At 61.5% G+C, this 14,336-nt stretch carries 15 protein-coding genes; all 15 read right to left on the bottom strand.

Annotated features, from left to right (window positions below):
• Positions 1-74: 74 nt before the first annotated feature.
• The 15 genes from I6E52_RS13490 to I6E52_RS13420 all read right to left on the bottom strand — a co-directional run bounded on the left by I6E52_RS13490 (position 75) and on the right by I6E52_RS13420 (position 14,322).
• Positions 75-365, bottom strand: a complete 291-nt coding sequence (locus I6E52_RS13490) for a YlxR family protein (RefSeq protein WP_197108869.1) — start codon at positions 363-365, stop codon at positions 75-77.
• Between the two features lie 120 nt (positions 366-485).
• Positions 486-1,484 (bottom strand): transcription termination factor NusA, encoded by a 999-nt coding sequence (gene nusA / locus I6E52_RS13485; protein WP_197158252.1) that lies wholly within the window; start codon positions 1,482-1,484, stop codon positions 486-488.
• A 75-nt stretch (positions 1,485-1,559) separates the two neighbouring features.
• Positions 1,560-3,341, bottom strand: a complete 1,782-nt coding sequence (locus I6E52_RS13480) for a proline--tRNA ligase (protein WP_197158250.1) — start codon at positions 3,339-3,341, stop codon at positions 1,560-1,562.
• Between the two features lie 18 nt (positions 3,342-3,359).
• Positions 3,360-4,508 (bottom strand): flavodoxin-dependent (E)-4-hydroxy-3-methylbut-2-enyl-diphosphate synthase, encoded by a 1,149-nt coding sequence (gene ispG / locus I6E52_RS13475; protein ID WP_197110642.1) that lies wholly within the window; start codon positions 4,506-4,508, stop codon positions 3,360-3,362.
• Positions 4,509-4,548: 40 nt separating this feature from the next.
• Positions 4,549-5,607 (bottom strand): alpha/beta fold hydrolase, encoded by a 1,059-nt coding sequence (locus tag I6E52_RS13470; protein ID WP_197158248.1) that lies wholly within the window; start codon positions 5,605-5,607, stop codon positions 4,549-4,551.
• A 45-nt stretch (positions 5,608-5,652) separates the two neighbouring features.
• Entirely contained in the window at positions 5,653-6,294 is a 642-nt protein-coding gene (locus I6E52_RS13465) for a CoA transferase subunit B (RefSeq protein ID WP_197158246.1), read from the bottom strand.
• Positions 6,294-7,070, bottom strand: a complete 777-nt coding sequence (locus I6E52_RS13460) for a CoA transferase subunit A (RefSeq protein WP_197158244.1) — start codon at positions 7,068-7,070, stop codon at positions 6,294-6,296. The genes I6E52_RS13465 and I6E52_RS13460 overlap by 1 nt, the downstream gene beginning before the upstream one ends.
• Positions 7,067-7,975, bottom strand: a complete 909-nt coding sequence (locus I6E52_RS13455) for an alpha/beta fold hydrolase (RefSeq protein ID WP_197158242.1) — start codon at positions 7,973-7,975, stop codon at positions 7,067-7,069. The genes I6E52_RS13460 and I6E52_RS13455 overlap by 4 nt, the downstream gene beginning before the upstream one ends.
• Positions 7,972-8,718, bottom strand: a complete 747-nt coding sequence (locus I6E52_RS13450) for a 3-hydroxybutyrate dehydrogenase (protein WP_197158240.1) — start codon at positions 8,716-8,718, stop codon at positions 7,972-7,974. The genes I6E52_RS13455 and I6E52_RS13450 overlap by 4 nt, the downstream gene beginning before the upstream one ends.
• Positions 8,715-9,371 (bottom strand): TetR/AcrR family transcriptional regulator, encoded by a 657-nt coding sequence (locus I6E52_RS13445; RefSeq protein WP_197126652.1) that lies wholly within the window; start codon positions 9,369-9,371, stop codon positions 8,715-8,717. Before I6E52_RS13445 ends, I6E52_RS13450 begins: the two co-directional genes overlap by 4 nt.
• Entirely contained in the window at positions 9,368-10,930 is a 1,563-nt protein-coding gene (locus tag I6E52_RS13440) for a class I adenylate-forming enzyme family protein (protein ID WP_197158238.1), read from the bottom strand. Before I6E52_RS13440 ends, I6E52_RS13445 begins: the two co-directional genes overlap by 4 nt.
• On the bottom strand, positions 10,927-12,006 hold the full coding sequence (locus I6E52_RS13435; RefSeq protein WP_197158236.1) for a branched-chain amino acid ABC transporter permease: 1,080 nt from the start codon (positions 12,004-12,006) through the stop codon (positions 10,927-10,929). The genes I6E52_RS13440 and I6E52_RS13435 overlap by 4 nt, the downstream gene beginning before the upstream one ends.
• A complete protein-coding gene (locus I6E52_RS13430) occupies positions 12,003-12,878 on the bottom strand; it encodes a branched-chain amino acid ABC transporter permease (RefSeq protein WP_197126649.1) in 876 nt (291 codons plus the stop codon). Before I6E52_RS13430 ends, I6E52_RS13435 begins: the two co-directional genes overlap by 4 nt.
• A complete protein-coding gene (locus I6E52_RS13425; RefSeq protein ID WP_197158234.1) occupies positions 12,875-13,570 on the bottom strand; it encodes an ABC transporter ATP-binding protein in 696 nt (231 codons plus the stop codon). The genes I6E52_RS13430 and I6E52_RS13425 overlap by 4 nt, the downstream gene beginning before the upstream one ends.
• On the bottom strand, positions 13,567-14,322 hold the full coding sequence (locus I6E52_RS13420) for an ABC transporter ATP-binding protein (RefSeq protein WP_197158232.1): 756 nt from the start codon (positions 14,320-14,322) through the stop codon (positions 13,567-13,569). Before I6E52_RS13420 ends, I6E52_RS13425 begins: the two co-directional genes overlap by 4 nt.
• Positions 14,323-14,336 lie beyond the last annotated feature (14 nt).

Genomic DNA, 14,336 nt, shown 5'->3' with positions numbered 1-14,336 from the left:
TCTGCTCCCAGACAGGGGCAGACCACTAATTACGGACGGAACTCATTTCGAGCCGCTCATTAGTTGTCCATAGGTCAATCAGCCTGTTCGTTAGGGGACATCGGTTGATGTCCCGCCTCATATTCAGCTAACACTGAAAGAAGTGCTCCGGTATCTAGCGGTGGTTCCACCTTCAACGCACGTGCAAAAGCTCTGCGTTTGATTGCAGACTCAAAACACGTGGTTGTGGGATGAAGCCACGCACCGCGACCCGGAAGTGTGGCCGAATGGTCGGCCACAACCGCACCGTGAGATGCGATAACCCTCAGTAACGAGGATCTGCTGGCGCTCGCGCGACAGCCAATACACGTTCTTACTGCTTCCATGATACCCCTACTCTGCAATCCCGCACTCCCCCGCGCCCGAGAATAAACGCACGCGCGATGGAACGCTACCGGCCTCCCCCACAGCACACCGTGCTGCGGGGAGAGCCAGGCGAACGACTATTAGTCGTCGAGAATCGAGTCGGGCTGGATGTCGATGCGTGCGCCGGTGAGCTTGGCAGCCAGTCGGGCGTTTTGCCCTTCCTTGCCAATCGCCAACGACAGTTGGTAGTCGGGCACGAGGGCACGAACCGCCTTGGTGGCCTCATCGATCACGAAGGAGCTCGATACCTTGGCGGGCGAGAGCGCATTAGCGACAAAGGTGGCCAGGTTCTCGGAGTAGTCGACGATGTCGATTTTCTCGTTATTGAGTTCCGCTGTTACTGCTCGAACACGCTGACCGAGCTCGCCGATGCACGAACCCTTCGCGTTGATGCCGGTCTCGGTTGCCCGGACAGCCATCTTGGTGCGGTGGCCTGCCTCGCGGGCAACAGAAGTGATTTCTACCAGTCCGCTGGCAATCTCAGGAACCTCAAGTGCGAAGAGCTTACGAACGAGCGACGGGTGGGTGCGGCTGACCGTAATCTGCGGCCCCTTGTCGCCCTTGTTTACTGCCGTGACGTACACCCGGATGCGTGATCCGTGCGTGTATTCCTCGCTGGGAACCTGCTCTTCGGGAGGCATGATTGCCTCCACCGAGCCGAGGTCGATGTGGATCATGCGCGGGTTGGGACCCTGCTGAATCACGCCGGCAACAATGTCACCCTCGCGACCCTTGAACTCACCAAGCACCTTGTCGTCACCAATGTCGCGCAAGCGCTGGTTGATGACCTGTTTTGCCGCGAACGCTGCAATACGTCCGAAATCACTGGGGCTGTCTTCAGCCTCGCCAATAACCGCACCCTCTTCGTCGTACTCAGGGACCCAGACACTGACGTGTCCAGTTTTGCGGTCGAGCACAACACGAGCGGTCGGCTGCACTTCTGCAGCCTTACCTTCGGGAGCCTCAACGTGCTTGAGATAGGCGCTCAGAATCGCCTGCTCAATAATCTGCACCAGTTCTTCGAACGGTATCTCTCGCTCGCGCTCCATCATGCGCAGCACGCTCAAGTCGATATCCATTGAGGACCTCCGATATTCATTTAGGGGTTGTGACCCGGAACCGTCTGCGGCTCCGAACTTGCTAGTTTAGCTGGCTTATTTCGAGAGTGCAGCGACGACATCGGCGACAGGGGTGCTCGTGCGCTCGTTCGTCGCGCGATCCCAGACTTCGACCATTCCGTTGGCGGCATCGCGGCCGACAATCACAATCATGGGCACGCCGAGGAGCTCAGCATCGCCGAACTTCACGCCGGGCGAAACCTTGGGACGGTCATCAAAGAGAACATCGAGACCGGACTGTTCAAGCGAGGTCACGAGACCTTCGGCGGTCTCATACACAACAGCGTCCTTGCCCGCCGCAACGATGTGCACGTCGAAGGGGCTGATCTGCTTGGGCCACAACAGGCCCTTGCCGTCGTTCGTGGTCTCGGCGATGGCCGCCATCAAACGGGTGACGCCGATTCCGTAGGAACCCATCGTGACGGTGACAAGCTTGCCGTTCTCATCGAGAACCTTCAGCCCGAGCACCTCGGCGTACTTGCGGCCGAGCTGGAAGACGTGACCGATTTCCATGCCGCGAGCGGTTTCGATGGGACCGCTGCCATCGGGGGCAGGGTCGCCGGCGCGGACATCCGACACCTCAACGGTGCCGTCAGAGATGAAGTCACGACCGGCCACGAGGCCAAGAACGTGCTTTTCGTGGAGGTTGGCGCCCGTGATCCACTGAGTGCCATCAACGACGCGGGGGTCGAGCACGAAGCGCACGCCCGTCGTCGACTTCTCACCGATGACAGCGCCCTCGGGCGACCATGGACCGATGTAGCCCTTGACGAAACCGGGGTTTCCCTCGAGCTTGGCCAGCTCGGCGAAGTCTTTCTCGGTGGCGGGTTCGACCTCAGCCGGCGCGAAGGCAACCTCGGCGCGCTTCATGTCAACATCGCGGTCGCCGGGCAAACCGACGACAACAAGTTCGCGCGTTCCGTCAATTGACGTCAGGGCGAGAACGATGTTCTTGAGCGTGTCTGCGGCGGTCCAGGGACGATCATCGCGGGGCTGCTCTTCGTTAGCGAGAGCAACAAGAGTGTCGATCGTGGGAGTGTTTGGCGAATCGAAGACCAGCGGAGCGGGCAGGCCGTCAATCGGCAATGCCTCGGGAACCGTGGTGCGGTACGCCTCAACGTTGGCGGCGTAACCACCAGCCGAGCGCACGAACGTGTCTTCACCCACGGGAGTCGGGTGCAAGAATTCTTCGCTCTTCGAGCCACCCATCGCGCCAGCATCCGCGCTGACAATCACATATTCGAGACCGAGGCGGTTGAAGATGCGCTCGTAGGCGTCACGGTGCTGCTGGTACGACACATCGAGGCCGGCATCCGTGTAGTCGAAGGAGTAGCTGTCTTTCATCGAGAACTCGCGACCACGCAGCAGACCGGCACGGGGGCGGGCCTCATCGCGGTACTTGTCCTGGATTTGGTACAGCGAGAGCGGCAAGTCTTTGTAGCTCGAGTACAGGTCTTTCACGAGCAGCGTGAAGACTTCTTCGTGCGTGGGCGCCAACAGGTAGTCGGCGTCTTTGCGGTCTTTCAAACGGAAGATGCCGTCACCGTACTCTGTCCAGCGGCCCGTGAGCTCGTAGGGTTCGCGCGGCAGCAGAGCCGGGAACAGCACCTCTTGGGCCCCGAACGACTCAAGCTCTTCGCGGATGACCGCTTCAATCTTGCGGCGAACCTTGAGCCCGAGCGGCAACCACGCAAAAACACCGGGAGCCTGACGACGGATGTAGCCGGCACGCACCAAAAGGCGGTGGCTGGCTACTTCAGCATCGACGGGATCTTCGCGAAGCGTGCGGACAAAGAGTTGAGAGAGACGTGTAGACACGCCTCAATGGTAGTGCGCCTACGGGGTGAGAACTTGCGGACTTCCCGTGGCACCGGCCGGCATCTCTGCTGCGATGCGGTTAGCCTCTTCGATCAAGGTCGCCACGATGTCTGCTTCGGGAACAGTCTTGATGACTTCACCCTTCACAAAGATCTGGCCCTTGCCGTTACCGCTGGCAACACCGAGGTCAGCTTCACGAGCTTCACCCGGTCCGTTGACGACACAACCCATGACAGCGACGCGCAGCGGAACCGTCATACCCTCGAGGCCCTCGGTGACATCGTTGGCGAGCTTGTAGACATCGACCTGCGCGCGACCACACGAGGGGCACGACACGATTTCAAGCTTGCGCTCGCGCAGGTTGAGCGACTGCAGAATTTGCAGGCCAACCTTGATCTCTTGCACGGGAGGAGCCGACAGCGAGACGCGAATCGTGTCTCCGATTCCCTCCGAGAGCAGGATGCCGAACGCCGTAGCGCTCTTGATCGTGCCCTGGAACTCCGGGCCCGCCTCGGTCACACCGAGGTGCAGCGGCCAGTCGCCGCGCTCTGCGAGCATGCGGTACGCCTTGACCATGACAATGGGGTCGTTGTGCTTGACCGAAATCTTGAAGTCGTGGAAGTCGTGCTCTTCGAAGAGGCTTGCCTCCCAGACAGCGCTCTCCACGAGCGCTTCTGCGGTGGCCTTGCCGTACTTCTGCAGCAGGCTTGGCTCGAGCGAACCGGCGTTGATACCAATGCGCAGGCTTGTGCCCGCATCCTTGGCAGCCTTAGCGATCTCGCCGACCTTGTCATCGAACTTACGGATGTTTCCGGGGTTAACGCGCACGGCGCCCACTCCGGCATCAATCGCCGAGAAAACATAACGCGGCTGGAAGTGGATGTCGGCAATAACCGGAATCTGGCTCTTCTTCGCGATGATGTGCAGCACATCCGCGTCGTCCTGATGCGGCACAGCAACACGCACGATGTCACAACCGGATGCCGTGAGTTCGGCAATCTGCTGCAGCGTCGCATCAATATTGGTGGTCTGCGTCGTCGTCATGGACTGGACGCTCACTTGTGACTCGCTGCCGACTCCTACTGAACCGACCTTGATCTGCCGGGTCTTGCGACGGGGAGCGAGGACTTCAGGGACTTTCGGCATTCCGAGATTAATTGCTGGCACTAACCCATCCTAAAGCCGACTCCTGAACAACAGCGGAACGCTAGCGCGCGCCGAGGTGAGCAGTCAGCGCATCAACGAACTCCTGCGGGCGTTCGAGGTGGGCCGAGTGGCCACAGTTCTCCCACGCCAACTCGGTGTATTGGCCACCGTTGGTCTGGTACTGGTCGAACACGGCTCGGGTCTGCTCGATCATCGGCTGGGGCGGAGCAACCTCGGCGCCGGGCCAGCCGGGAATCACGCCAAGCTGGCCGAGGAAGTTCAGGTCGAAACCCGAGGCATCCGACACGATCGCGTCTTGCAGACCGCGTACCCACAAAATGTGCGGCTTGGTCGCAAGTTCGGTAATGCCGCTGACGTTGAAGTGGTCGGGAGTCATGGTGTTGAGCACTCCGCGACCGCCGGGACCAAAGCCAGGCCAGGGCTCAACAACGAACGAGTCGCCGGGGTAATTGTCCTCGCCAGTGGCTGTCGTGAGCATCGACTCGACCCACAGATCTTCGTGCTCGGTGTGGGCTGCGGCATCCGCCACATAGGCCGTACGGAACACCATGCGAGCGGATGTCGGCGAATCGTCGGCCGCATCGCCCGCGTTCAATTGGGCCACAAAGTCGGGGTTCGCTCCCCCGCCGCCCGTGCCCGAGCACTCCGGATTCAGCAGCTCGCCGTTCGCACCCTTCGTGCCACCGAAGCCGAAGGGCGAGACGGGTGACACGAACGTCACCGTGTCGACGCGGGCTGGGTGATCGAGCATGAACTGCATCACGATTCCGCCGCCCATGCTCCAGCCGACGAAGCTCACACTTTCGATACTGAGCGCGTCGAGCACTGAGGCAATGTCGTCAGAGAAATCGCGAACGCCGCGCGTGGCATCCACCGGAAGAGTTTCGCTGTCGCCGAAGCCGCGCAGGTCAATCGCCAACGCGCGAACGCTGCTATCGAGTGCCAGCATCGTGGGCTGCCAGAACAGCGACGACGAGACGTTTCCGTGCACGAACACCACCGTCGACGTTGCGGTGTCGGATGGGCGTTCAAGAACCGACGCGACAATGCGCGGTGTGGTGACGCTGTGCTGAACGATGCCGGTGAGAAGGGTAGCCATGATGTGTCCTTTGGTGAGTGGAACTACGGGTGGTGGCGAAATTTCTTAAGAGGTGAGCTCGACAATGAGTTCGGGTTCGGTGGCAGCGCGAACGGTCGCTTCGTCGACGCCGGGGGCGAGTTCGCGAAGAACGAGACCGCGGTCGGTGATATCAATCACCGCGAGATCGGTAATGATGCGGTGAACGACACCGCGGCCGGTCAGCGGCAGCGAGCACTCGTTCACGATCTTGGGGCTGCCGTCTTTGGCGACATGCTCCATGAGAACGATGACGCGAGCCGCGCCGTGCACAAGGTCCATGGCGCCGCCTGGACCCTTGACCATCTTGCCGGGAATCATCCAATTGGCGAGGTCACCGGCCACCGACACCTGCATGGCGCCGAGGATGGCCGCATCGATCTTGCCGCCGCGGATCATTCCGAAGCTCAGAGCGGAGTCAAAGAAGGCGGTGCCCGGCAGGGTCGTGACCGTCTCTTTTCCCGCGTTGATGAGGTCGGGGTCGACGTTTCCTTCGGTTGGATACGGCCCAACGCCGAGGATGCCGTTCTCCGACTGCAGCACAACCGTGCGGCCCTCAGGAACGTAGTTCGGCACCAGAGTCGGAAGACCGATACCGAGGTTCACATAGGAGCCGTCGGCCAGTTCGAGCGCGGCACGCGCCGCCATTTCTTCGCGAGTCAAAGCCATTATGCGACCACCTTCTGCACTGTGCGACGTTCGATCCGTTTCTCGACATCGGGGCCAACCTCGATGATCCGCGTGACATACACGCCGGGCAGGTGAACGGCATCCGGCTCAATCTCACCTGGCTCCACGAGCTCTTCGACCTGGGCAATGCAGACGCGGCCAGCCATCGCGGCTAGCGGCGAGAAGTTGCGCGCCGACTTCGCGAAGACGAGGTTGCCATGACGGTCGCCCTTGAGCGCGTGCACGAGTGAGAAGTCGGTCGTGATCGCTTCTTCGAGCACGAAATCTTTGGCGGTGCCGTTCACATCGAACGAGCGAACTTCTTTCTGAGGCGAGGCAATCGCGATGCCGCCCGAGCCGTCGTAACGGCGCGGCAGGCCGCCCTCGGCAACCTGGGTTCCGACGCCGGTTTGCGTGAAGAATGCTGCGACTCCCGAGCCACCGGCACGAAGCTTCTCGGCGAGGGTGCCCTGGGGGGTCAGCTCCACTTCGAGCTCCCCCGTCAAGAACTGACGCTCAAACTCTTTGTTCTCGCCCACATACGACGAGGTCATCTTACGGATGCGGCGGGCAGCCAGCAGCACGCCAAGCCCCCAGTCATCGACACCACAGTTGTTGCTGACAATGCTGAGGTCGTCTGACCCTGACTCGAGCAACGCCTGGATGAGCACCATCGGATTGCCGCAGAGGCCAAAGCCGCCAACGGCGAGAGATGCCCCGCTGGGAATATCAGCGACCGCTTCGGCTGCTGACCCCACTGTCTTATCGATGCTCACGCTCGGACCTCCCGCGGTTGATTCGCCAATATTTCAGTCATGACGCGCGCAACATCGTCGGCGCCACGCTGCGTCAAAGTAATCGTGTAGTGGTTCACATCGGCGGCTTCAGAGAACGTCACGTGAGGAAGCTCCGACCGCCATTGGTCGCACTGTTCCGGAGAATACAACGCCGGAACCTGATTGAGAAGACCCCGCGGCGCCCGGATGAAGTGCACGGGCATCGTGAGCCCCTGAAGCCCGGCAAGATAGTCGGTGTCGCCGCTCAACTGCAGCGCATCGAAACTGACCGCAGCAAGGTTGCTCGCCGGGTGCAGCTCGGGGGCAGTTCCCACCAAGTCGTAATCGACATAGTCGCGGATGGCCTCAGTGAAGTTATCGGCAAACGCCGGGTGCACTCGCCAAAACTCTTGGTAGCTCTCGCGGTCGGCGAATGTCATCGACAGCCGATCAACAGCCGGCCCCAAAATCACCTGCGGCAGATCTTCCATTGACACGCCCTCGGGTGCCGGAATCGGCAAACCGCCATCGATCAAGAGAAGGCTCGAGACACGCTCCGGGTACTGCGCCGCCAACGTTGCTGCGACGAAAGCACCCATCGAATGCCCCACGACGAGCGCGGAATCAGTGCCGGTTGCGGCCAACAGGGCGTTCATGTCCTTCGCGTGCTGCGGCATCCCGAACGGTGCGGGAAGGTCGCGGCTCGCACCGCGACCGCGCAGATCGGGCGCGATTACCCGGTAGTCGGGGAACGAAGCCGCGACGAGCGGCCACGACATATGCGATGCCGTGATGCCGTGGATGAGCAGGATCGTGCCGCGAGGTTCCGACTCGGGTTCCCACATCGCCGCGGTGAGTTCACCGCCGTCGACCAGGCACGTGATGGTGGTGTGTTGCTCGGTCATCGTGCGCTCCAGCCGCCATCCATCGTGTACGAGGCGCCCGTGACCATTCCGGCCGTGTCCCCCGCGAGCCAGAGCACGAGATCGGCGACCTCACTCGGTTCAAGGAGTCGCTTGATCGCACTCTCGGTGAGCATGACCTTCTCGACGACTTCAGCCTCTGGGATGCCGTGCACCTTGGCCTGATCGGCAATCTGCTTTTCAACAAGCGGCGTGCGCACGTAGCCAGGGTTGACGCAATTGCTCGTGACGCCGTGGGCACCGCCTTCGAGGGCCGTGACTTTGGAGAAGCCTTCGAGCCCATGCTTCGCGGCAACGTACGCCGACTTGTAGGGCGACGCGCGGAGGCCGTGCACCGAGCTGATATTGATGATGCGACCAAACCCGCGCTCGTACATTTTCGGTAGCGCCGCCCGCACGAGCAAGAACGGTGCTTCGAGCATGAGGTCGAGAATGCGGCCGAACATGACCGGATCGAAACTTTCGATGGGGCTCACGTGTTGAATGCCCGCATTGTTGACGATGACATCCACGTCGAGCGTGAGATCGGCGAGCGCCACCGTGTCGGTGAGGTCAACCTGCCACGCTTCACCACCAATGCGGTCGGCTTGAGCTTTCGCGGCATCACCATTGAGGTCGGCCACGATAACGTGGGCTCCAGCGCGAGCAAGCGACTCGGTGCACGCGGCACCAATTCCACTCGCTCCGCCGGTGACGAGGGCTCGACGGCCCGTGAGATCGGTCATTTCTCGACTCCTTCAGTGCTCGGCTCTGGCACAGCCAAAGCGCGGCGGATAAACGTAATCATCTGATCGAGAACTTCATCGGGCACGCGAGAGGTACCACTCGCGGTCGGGTCAGCATCGTGGCCGGCGTCGGGCGAATCGCCCCACAGCACCCAGCGCATCCCGATCATTTCGCCGATGCCCATGAGGGCCCATGCTGCTACGGTCGGGTCGATGTCACCGATTTCTCCGAGCAGTTGAGCTTCTTTGAGGCCCTCGATGTAGCCGTCGACGATGCGGGAATAGTGCAAGCGCAGCGACTTGGGCGACACGAATTCGGCTTCGCGCACGACGCGGTACAGGGCGGGGTGTTCGGCGGTGAACTCGAAGAAGGCCCTGAATCCAGCACGCTCTGATTCGATGCGGTTGGATGCCGCCCCCGAAGCTTCGCTCATGGCACGACGAACGCGGCGGTTGAGATCCTCAACGAGCTCTTCGAAGATTTCGAGCTTGCTCGCGAAGTAGAGATAGAAAGTGCCTTGGCCGACACCGGCCTCTTCTGTGATGCGCACGACTGAGGCATCCGTGTAGCCATAGCGGGCAAAGATTGTTTCGGCAGCCTCGATCAGTTTCGTCTTGGTGCGAGTGCCGCGAGCGGTTAGGGGTGTGCTCATGAACTGATCCGTCCGTGGTGTGAAGGCTGTTCTGTCCATTGTTCTAGCAACACTCGGCGACGAACTTTGTCGCTGGATGACCGAGGAATCTGTTCAACGAAGATCACTCGCTTGGGCACTTTGAATTTGGCGAGACTTGCCCGCGCAAACTCGAGAACGTCGGTCTCGTCGGTCGATGCTCCTGATCGCACGACCACCCAGGCGATAGCGACTTCGCCCCACGTCTCGTCGGGAACCCCCACGACAGCAACGTCGGCAATCGCCGGATGCCCGAAGAGCACGCCTTCGATCTCGGCGGGGGCGACAGATTCTCCCCCGGTGATGAAGATGTCTTTGAGGCGGTCGAGCACGCGGTAGTAGCCCTCCGCGTCGCGACTGACGAGATCGCCGGTTGCCAGCCAGCCGTTGCGGAGCGCGAGCGCTGTAGCTTCGGGGGCACGAAAGTAGCCGCTGAAGACTCCGGGACCGTGCACGAGCAATTCGCCCTGGCCCGCGCCCTCGATACGTTCTCCCGTCACGGGGTCGGCGATATCGACATCCACGTGAGGGTAGGGCTTGCCCGCTGAGCCGATGCGCGTGCGCGCTTCTTCATCGGGCAGGCACAACACGTTCGGCGCTGCCTCGGTTAGGCCGTAACCCTGAGTAAGCGCGACCCCGCGGCTGTGCCAGACGCGCAAGAGCGGTTCGGGCATGGGCGCTCCCCCGACAATGGCGTGCGCGAGGCTCGAGAGGTCGCTTGAAGCGAATCGCGGATGCTGCGACAGGATCAAGTAGTTGGCGGGCACGCCCATCATCGTGGTGATGCGACGGTCGGCGATGAGCTGCAGCACTCGGGCCGGATCAAACGTGCGCTCGAGCACGACGGTCGCGCCCATCCACCATGCCAGCAACGGCTGAATGTTCCAGCCACCGACGTGGTACTGCGGCATGACCGCGAGCACGGTGTCGGCGCTCGTGATCTCGGCGGTGCGCGAGAGCGAGAGGTTGGTCCAGAAGCAATTGGCGTGAGTGAGGATCGCGCCCTTGGCCTGATCGAGCGTTCCCGATGTGAAGATGATCAGCAGCGGATCGTCGTCGCACACGGCACGACGCACGGGGTCGACGCTCGCGTGCTGGAGCGGGGCGACAATGTCGTGTTCAATTCCGTGAGTGCCAAGGATGCCGCGAGCGATTGGTGCAATGAGGCGGTCAGTGGCGAGGGTTGCCAGAGTCGCGAACTCGTCTTCGACCAGTAGCAGAGCGGGGTCTGCCTGTTCCAGTTGTTGGGCGATCTCCCTCGGCGACAAACGCCACGAGAGCGGCACGAGCACGAGTCCGGCCTTGGCACAGGCGAAGAACACGACGACGTGGTCCGAGCTATTGCCCGTGATGGTGGCGATGCGATCGCCAACACCGTAGCCGCCATCGAGGAAGGCTTCGGCGAGCGCCGTAGCCCGGTCATCCAGTTGGCGGTAGGTCAGCACGACACCGCGGTCATCGACAGCAACTCTTTCTGGCGTCGCGAGTGCGCGGTCGGCGGTCCACCGCCCTAGCGTGTGTAGCCCTTCAGACTGGGTCATTCCGCCTCCTCAAGCAGCTTGCGCTCTGACGGTGTGGCAGAGGTGCCTGTGGAGAGGCGCTTCACCGCACCGGCGATTCCTCCGGGAAGGAACAACACCACAAGGATAAACAGGGTGCCGAGGATAAAGAGCGGTTCGGAGAGAGGAATGCGCAAAATCGCGGGAAGTCCGTCAATAGCATCCGAACTTGCGAGCGCGGTGAGCCGCTGGTCGAGCAACGTGTAGATGATGCCGCCGACGATCGCACCCCAGCGCGAGCCGACACCTCCGAGCACCACAATCACCAGGATCGTGAGAGTGAAGTCAGCCGAGGTTGCCCGCGGTGTTGTGCCGCTCTGCAGCAGCAAGTGCACCATTCCCACGAGCGAGGCCAGCACAGAGGCGATGACAAACGCCATGAGCTTCACGCCGAAGGGACGGAGGCCGAGCACCCGCACGCGCAACTCGTTTTCGCGGGTTGCTGTCACAGCATGACCGGCACGGGAGTTTTCGAACCACGCAACAACCACGAACACAACGACGAGCAGTGCAAGTGAGAGCCAGTACAGGTTGCGGGTGTTAATCACTCCGATGAAGAAATCCGGGATGTGCTCGGTGTCGAGTCTCAGGCCTTCTTCACCACCCGTGATGGCGGGGTTGCGTCGCACGAGCACGTTGCCGGCTTGAGCGAAGGCGAGCGTCACCATCGCAAAGGAAATCCCCGTGACGCGCAGGCTCAGCGAACCCAGAAGATACGCGGCGGCAATGACAACCGCGAGAGTGAGCCCGAGAGCAGGAATCAGCGTCAGCTCGGTCTGCTGCAGCACGATGCCGAGACCATACGCCCCGAGAGCGAAGTACAGCGCGTGGCCGAAGGACAGCATCCCGGCCGTGCCAAAGAGCAAGTGGTAGCTGAGCGCCAGCGACGCAAAGAGCAAAGCGAGCGCGAGCAGTTGCAGCGTGCCAGGCGTGTAGGTTGCGCCCGGCAGCACGCCGGGGATCGAGAGGTTGAGCAGTGGCAGCAGTGCGGCTACGACGACGAGAACGCCGCCGACGATCCACCAGGTGCGCTGACTCAGGTTTGCGAGCGACTTCATGCTTTCTTCCCCAAGATTCCGGTTGGGCGCACCAACAAGACGACGGCGAGCAGGAGGACGACCATGAGGTCACCTGTTCCGCCCCAGAAGTAATTGGCAAACTGCTGCAGGATGGCGACCACCACCGACGCGATAGCGGCGCCAGCGAGTGAACCCAGGCCACCGATCACGGTGACGATGAACGCGAAGATCAGTAGCGATCCGCCGAGCTGGGGCGAAACGTAGCCGAAGTAGTGCGAGGCAAGGACGCCACCCAAACCGGCGGCAGCGCCACCGATCGCGAACACGACAGTGAATGCCTTGCGCACATCGATACCGAGCGCCGTGACCATGGATCGGTTTTCAACACCGGCCCGAATGATGAGGCCGAAGCGGGTGTAGCGCAAGAATGCAACGATTCCGAGCAGCACGAGAACTGCCGCACCGATCATCAAGAACCGGTCGTTGGGAACGCGTGCCCCCAAGATCTCAGTGGTCTGCGACAACCACGGAGGTGCTGTCACGTAAATCGGGTCGGTACCCCAGATGCCCTCAAAGAGAGCAACCGTCGCGAGCGCCAAACCGACCGTCACGAGCACTTGCTCGATATGCCGGTTGTAGAGACGCCGGATGAGCAGAAACTCGGTCGCGGCAGCAACAGCAGCGCCGACGACCATTCCGAGCAGCATCGAGGCGATGAGGGTGCCCCAGCTTTCGCCGCCCATGCGTCTCGATAGCTCCCAGCCGGCAAATGCACCAAGCGTGAGGAAGGAACCGTGGGCAAAGTTCAGCACTCCCATGAGGCCGTAAATCAGCGAGAGACCGGATGCGACCAGGAAGTAGAGCGCACCGAGGCCGAGTCCTGTAATGAGCAGGAGAATTATGGTGCTCACGCGACCCCCAACAATTCTTTCGTGAGGGCTTCGTTGCCCAAGAGTTCTTCGGCGCTGCCGTCGTAAACCACGCGACCGCCTTCGAGCACGATGGCCTTGTCGGCGAGCATCCGCACGACCTGCAAGTTTTGTTCCACCAAGAGCACCGGCACTGTTTGAGCGGCACGTTCGAGTGCTTTCGCGACATCCATCACGATCAACGGCGCCAGGCCTTTGGTCGGTTCGTCAACGAGGAGGACCCTGTTGTCGTTCACGAGCGCTCGTGCCAGTGACACCATCTGCTGCTGGCCACCCGAGAGTGTGCCGGCAAGCTGACCGGCCCGCGCAATGAGGTCCGGAAAAAGTTCTTCTATGAGTTGGCGGTTCGGCGTGGAATCACGCTCAGCCAAACGGAGATTCTCGTTCACAGTGAGCGAGGCAAAAACTTCGCGGTCTTCGGGAACATAACCAACGCCCCGCTGCACGATGCGGTGAGTCGGTTCGCGATCAACGCGCTCCCCCGCAATCGTCACTTCACCCGAGCGCTCAATGAGGCCCATGATGGCCCGCAGAGTGCTGGTCTTACCAACACCATTGCGGCCGAGAAGCGCCGTCACACCGACGGGGAGCATCTCAAAGCTCACATCCTCGACAACTTGCTGACCCTCGATGCTGGCGTTCAAACCAGCAACCGTCAGAATCGATTCAGTCATAGTGGCGCCCCCAAATAAGCCTTCTGCACCGCTTCGTCTGCCATGACGGCATCCGGGGTGTCACACGCGAGCAAACTGCCATGGTGCATAACCGCCACCCGGTCGACCAGACCAAGAACGACATCCATGTGATGTTCGACCATCAGCACGGTGCGACCCGACTGATGAACCTGACGAATCACTTCGGTGAGCCCCGCAACGTCGCCAGAAGCGACACCGGCCATCGGCTCATCGAGCAGGATGACGCTGGGATCGGTAGCCAGCAACATGGCGATTTCGAGCTTGCGCTTGTCACCGTGCGACAGCACCCCCGCCTCTGTAGCGACGTGGTGGCTGAGCCCGACCTCGTCGAGGCGAGCTCGGGCAATGGTGGTCGCTTTGTCGTGCGAGCGCGGGAAGCGCAGCACCGAGGTGGCACCGCCCAGCTTCACTTGAGCGGCGAGGCGCACGTTCTCCAGCGCACTGAGCGCCGGGAAGAGGCTGGATGTTTGAAAGGTTCTGCCGAGCCCAGCCCGGGCCCGCGCATCAATGGTCTGATTCGTGACATCACGCCCTTCAAGAGTGACGGCTCCCGTAGTCGGAGTCATCACCCCCGAGATGAGATTGAAGAGCGTGGTTTTTCCGGCCCCATTCGGGCCGATCACGCCGAGCATCTCACCCTGGGCGATCGAGAGGGACACGTCATCGATGATGACGGCTCCCCCGATCGTGAGGGCAAGGTGCTCGACCGTGAGCACGGGCTGGTTCGACATAGTTCTCTAGGTAC

It is taken from the genome of Salinibacterium sp. NG253, from assembly GCF_015864945.1.
Taxonomy (GTDB): domain Bacteria; phylum Actinomycetota; class Actinomycetes; order Actinomycetales; family Microbacteriaceae; genus Rhodoglobus.
The sequence above is the reverse complement of the archived record's forward strand: the minus strand, read 5'-3'. Positions and strand labels throughout refer to the sequence as shown.

What these genes read in the sequence shown, in the direction of transcription:
- I6E52_RS13490 (WP_197108869.1), bottom strand. Translation starts at nt 365, where the DNA reads ATGGAAGCAGTAAGAACGTGTATTGGCTGTCGCGCGAGCGCCAGCAGA.
- nusA (WP_197158252.1), bottom strand. Translation starts at nt 1,484, where the DNA reads ATGGATATCGACTTGAGCGTGCTGCGCATGATGGAGCGCGAGCGAGAG.
- I6E52_RS13470 (WP_197158248.1), bottom strand. Translation starts at nt 5,607, where the DNA reads ATGGCTACCCTTCTCACCGGCATCGTTCAGCACAGCGTCACCACACCG.
- I6E52_RS13465 (WP_197158246.1), bottom strand. Translation starts at nt 6,294, where the DNA reads ATGGCTTTGACTCGCGAAGAAATGGCGGCGCGTGCCGCGCTCGAACTG.
- I6E52_RS13455 (WP_197158242.1), bottom strand. Translation starts at nt 7,975, where the DNA reads ATGACCGAGCAACACACCACCATCACGTGCCTGGTCGACGGCGGTGAA.
- I6E52_RS13450 (WP_197158240.1), bottom strand. Translation starts at nt 8,718, where the DNA reads ATGACCGATCTCACGGGCCGTCGAGCCCTCGTCACCGGCGGAGCGAGT.
- I6E52_RS13445 (WP_197126652.1), bottom strand. Translation starts at nt 9,371, where the DNA reads ATGAGCACACCCCTAACCGCTCGCGGCACTCGCACCAAGACGAAACTG.
- I6E52_RS13440 (WP_197158238.1), bottom strand. Translation starts at nt 10,930, where the DNA reads ATGACCCAGTCTGAAGGGCTACACACGCTAGGGCGGTGGACCGCCGAC.
- I6E52_RS13435 (WP_197158236.1), bottom strand. Translation starts at nt 12,006, where the DNA reads ATGAAGTCGCTCGCAAACCTGAGTCAGCGCACCTGGTGGATCGTCGGC.
- I6E52_RS13425 (WP_197158234.1), bottom strand. Translation starts at nt 13,570, where the DNA reads ATGACTGAATCGATTCTGACGGTTGCTGGTTTGAACGCCAGCATCGAG.
- I6E52_RS13420 (WP_197158232.1), bottom strand. Translation starts at nt 14,322, where the DNA reads ATGTCGAACCAGCCCGTGCTCACGGTCGAGCACCTTGCCCTCACGATC.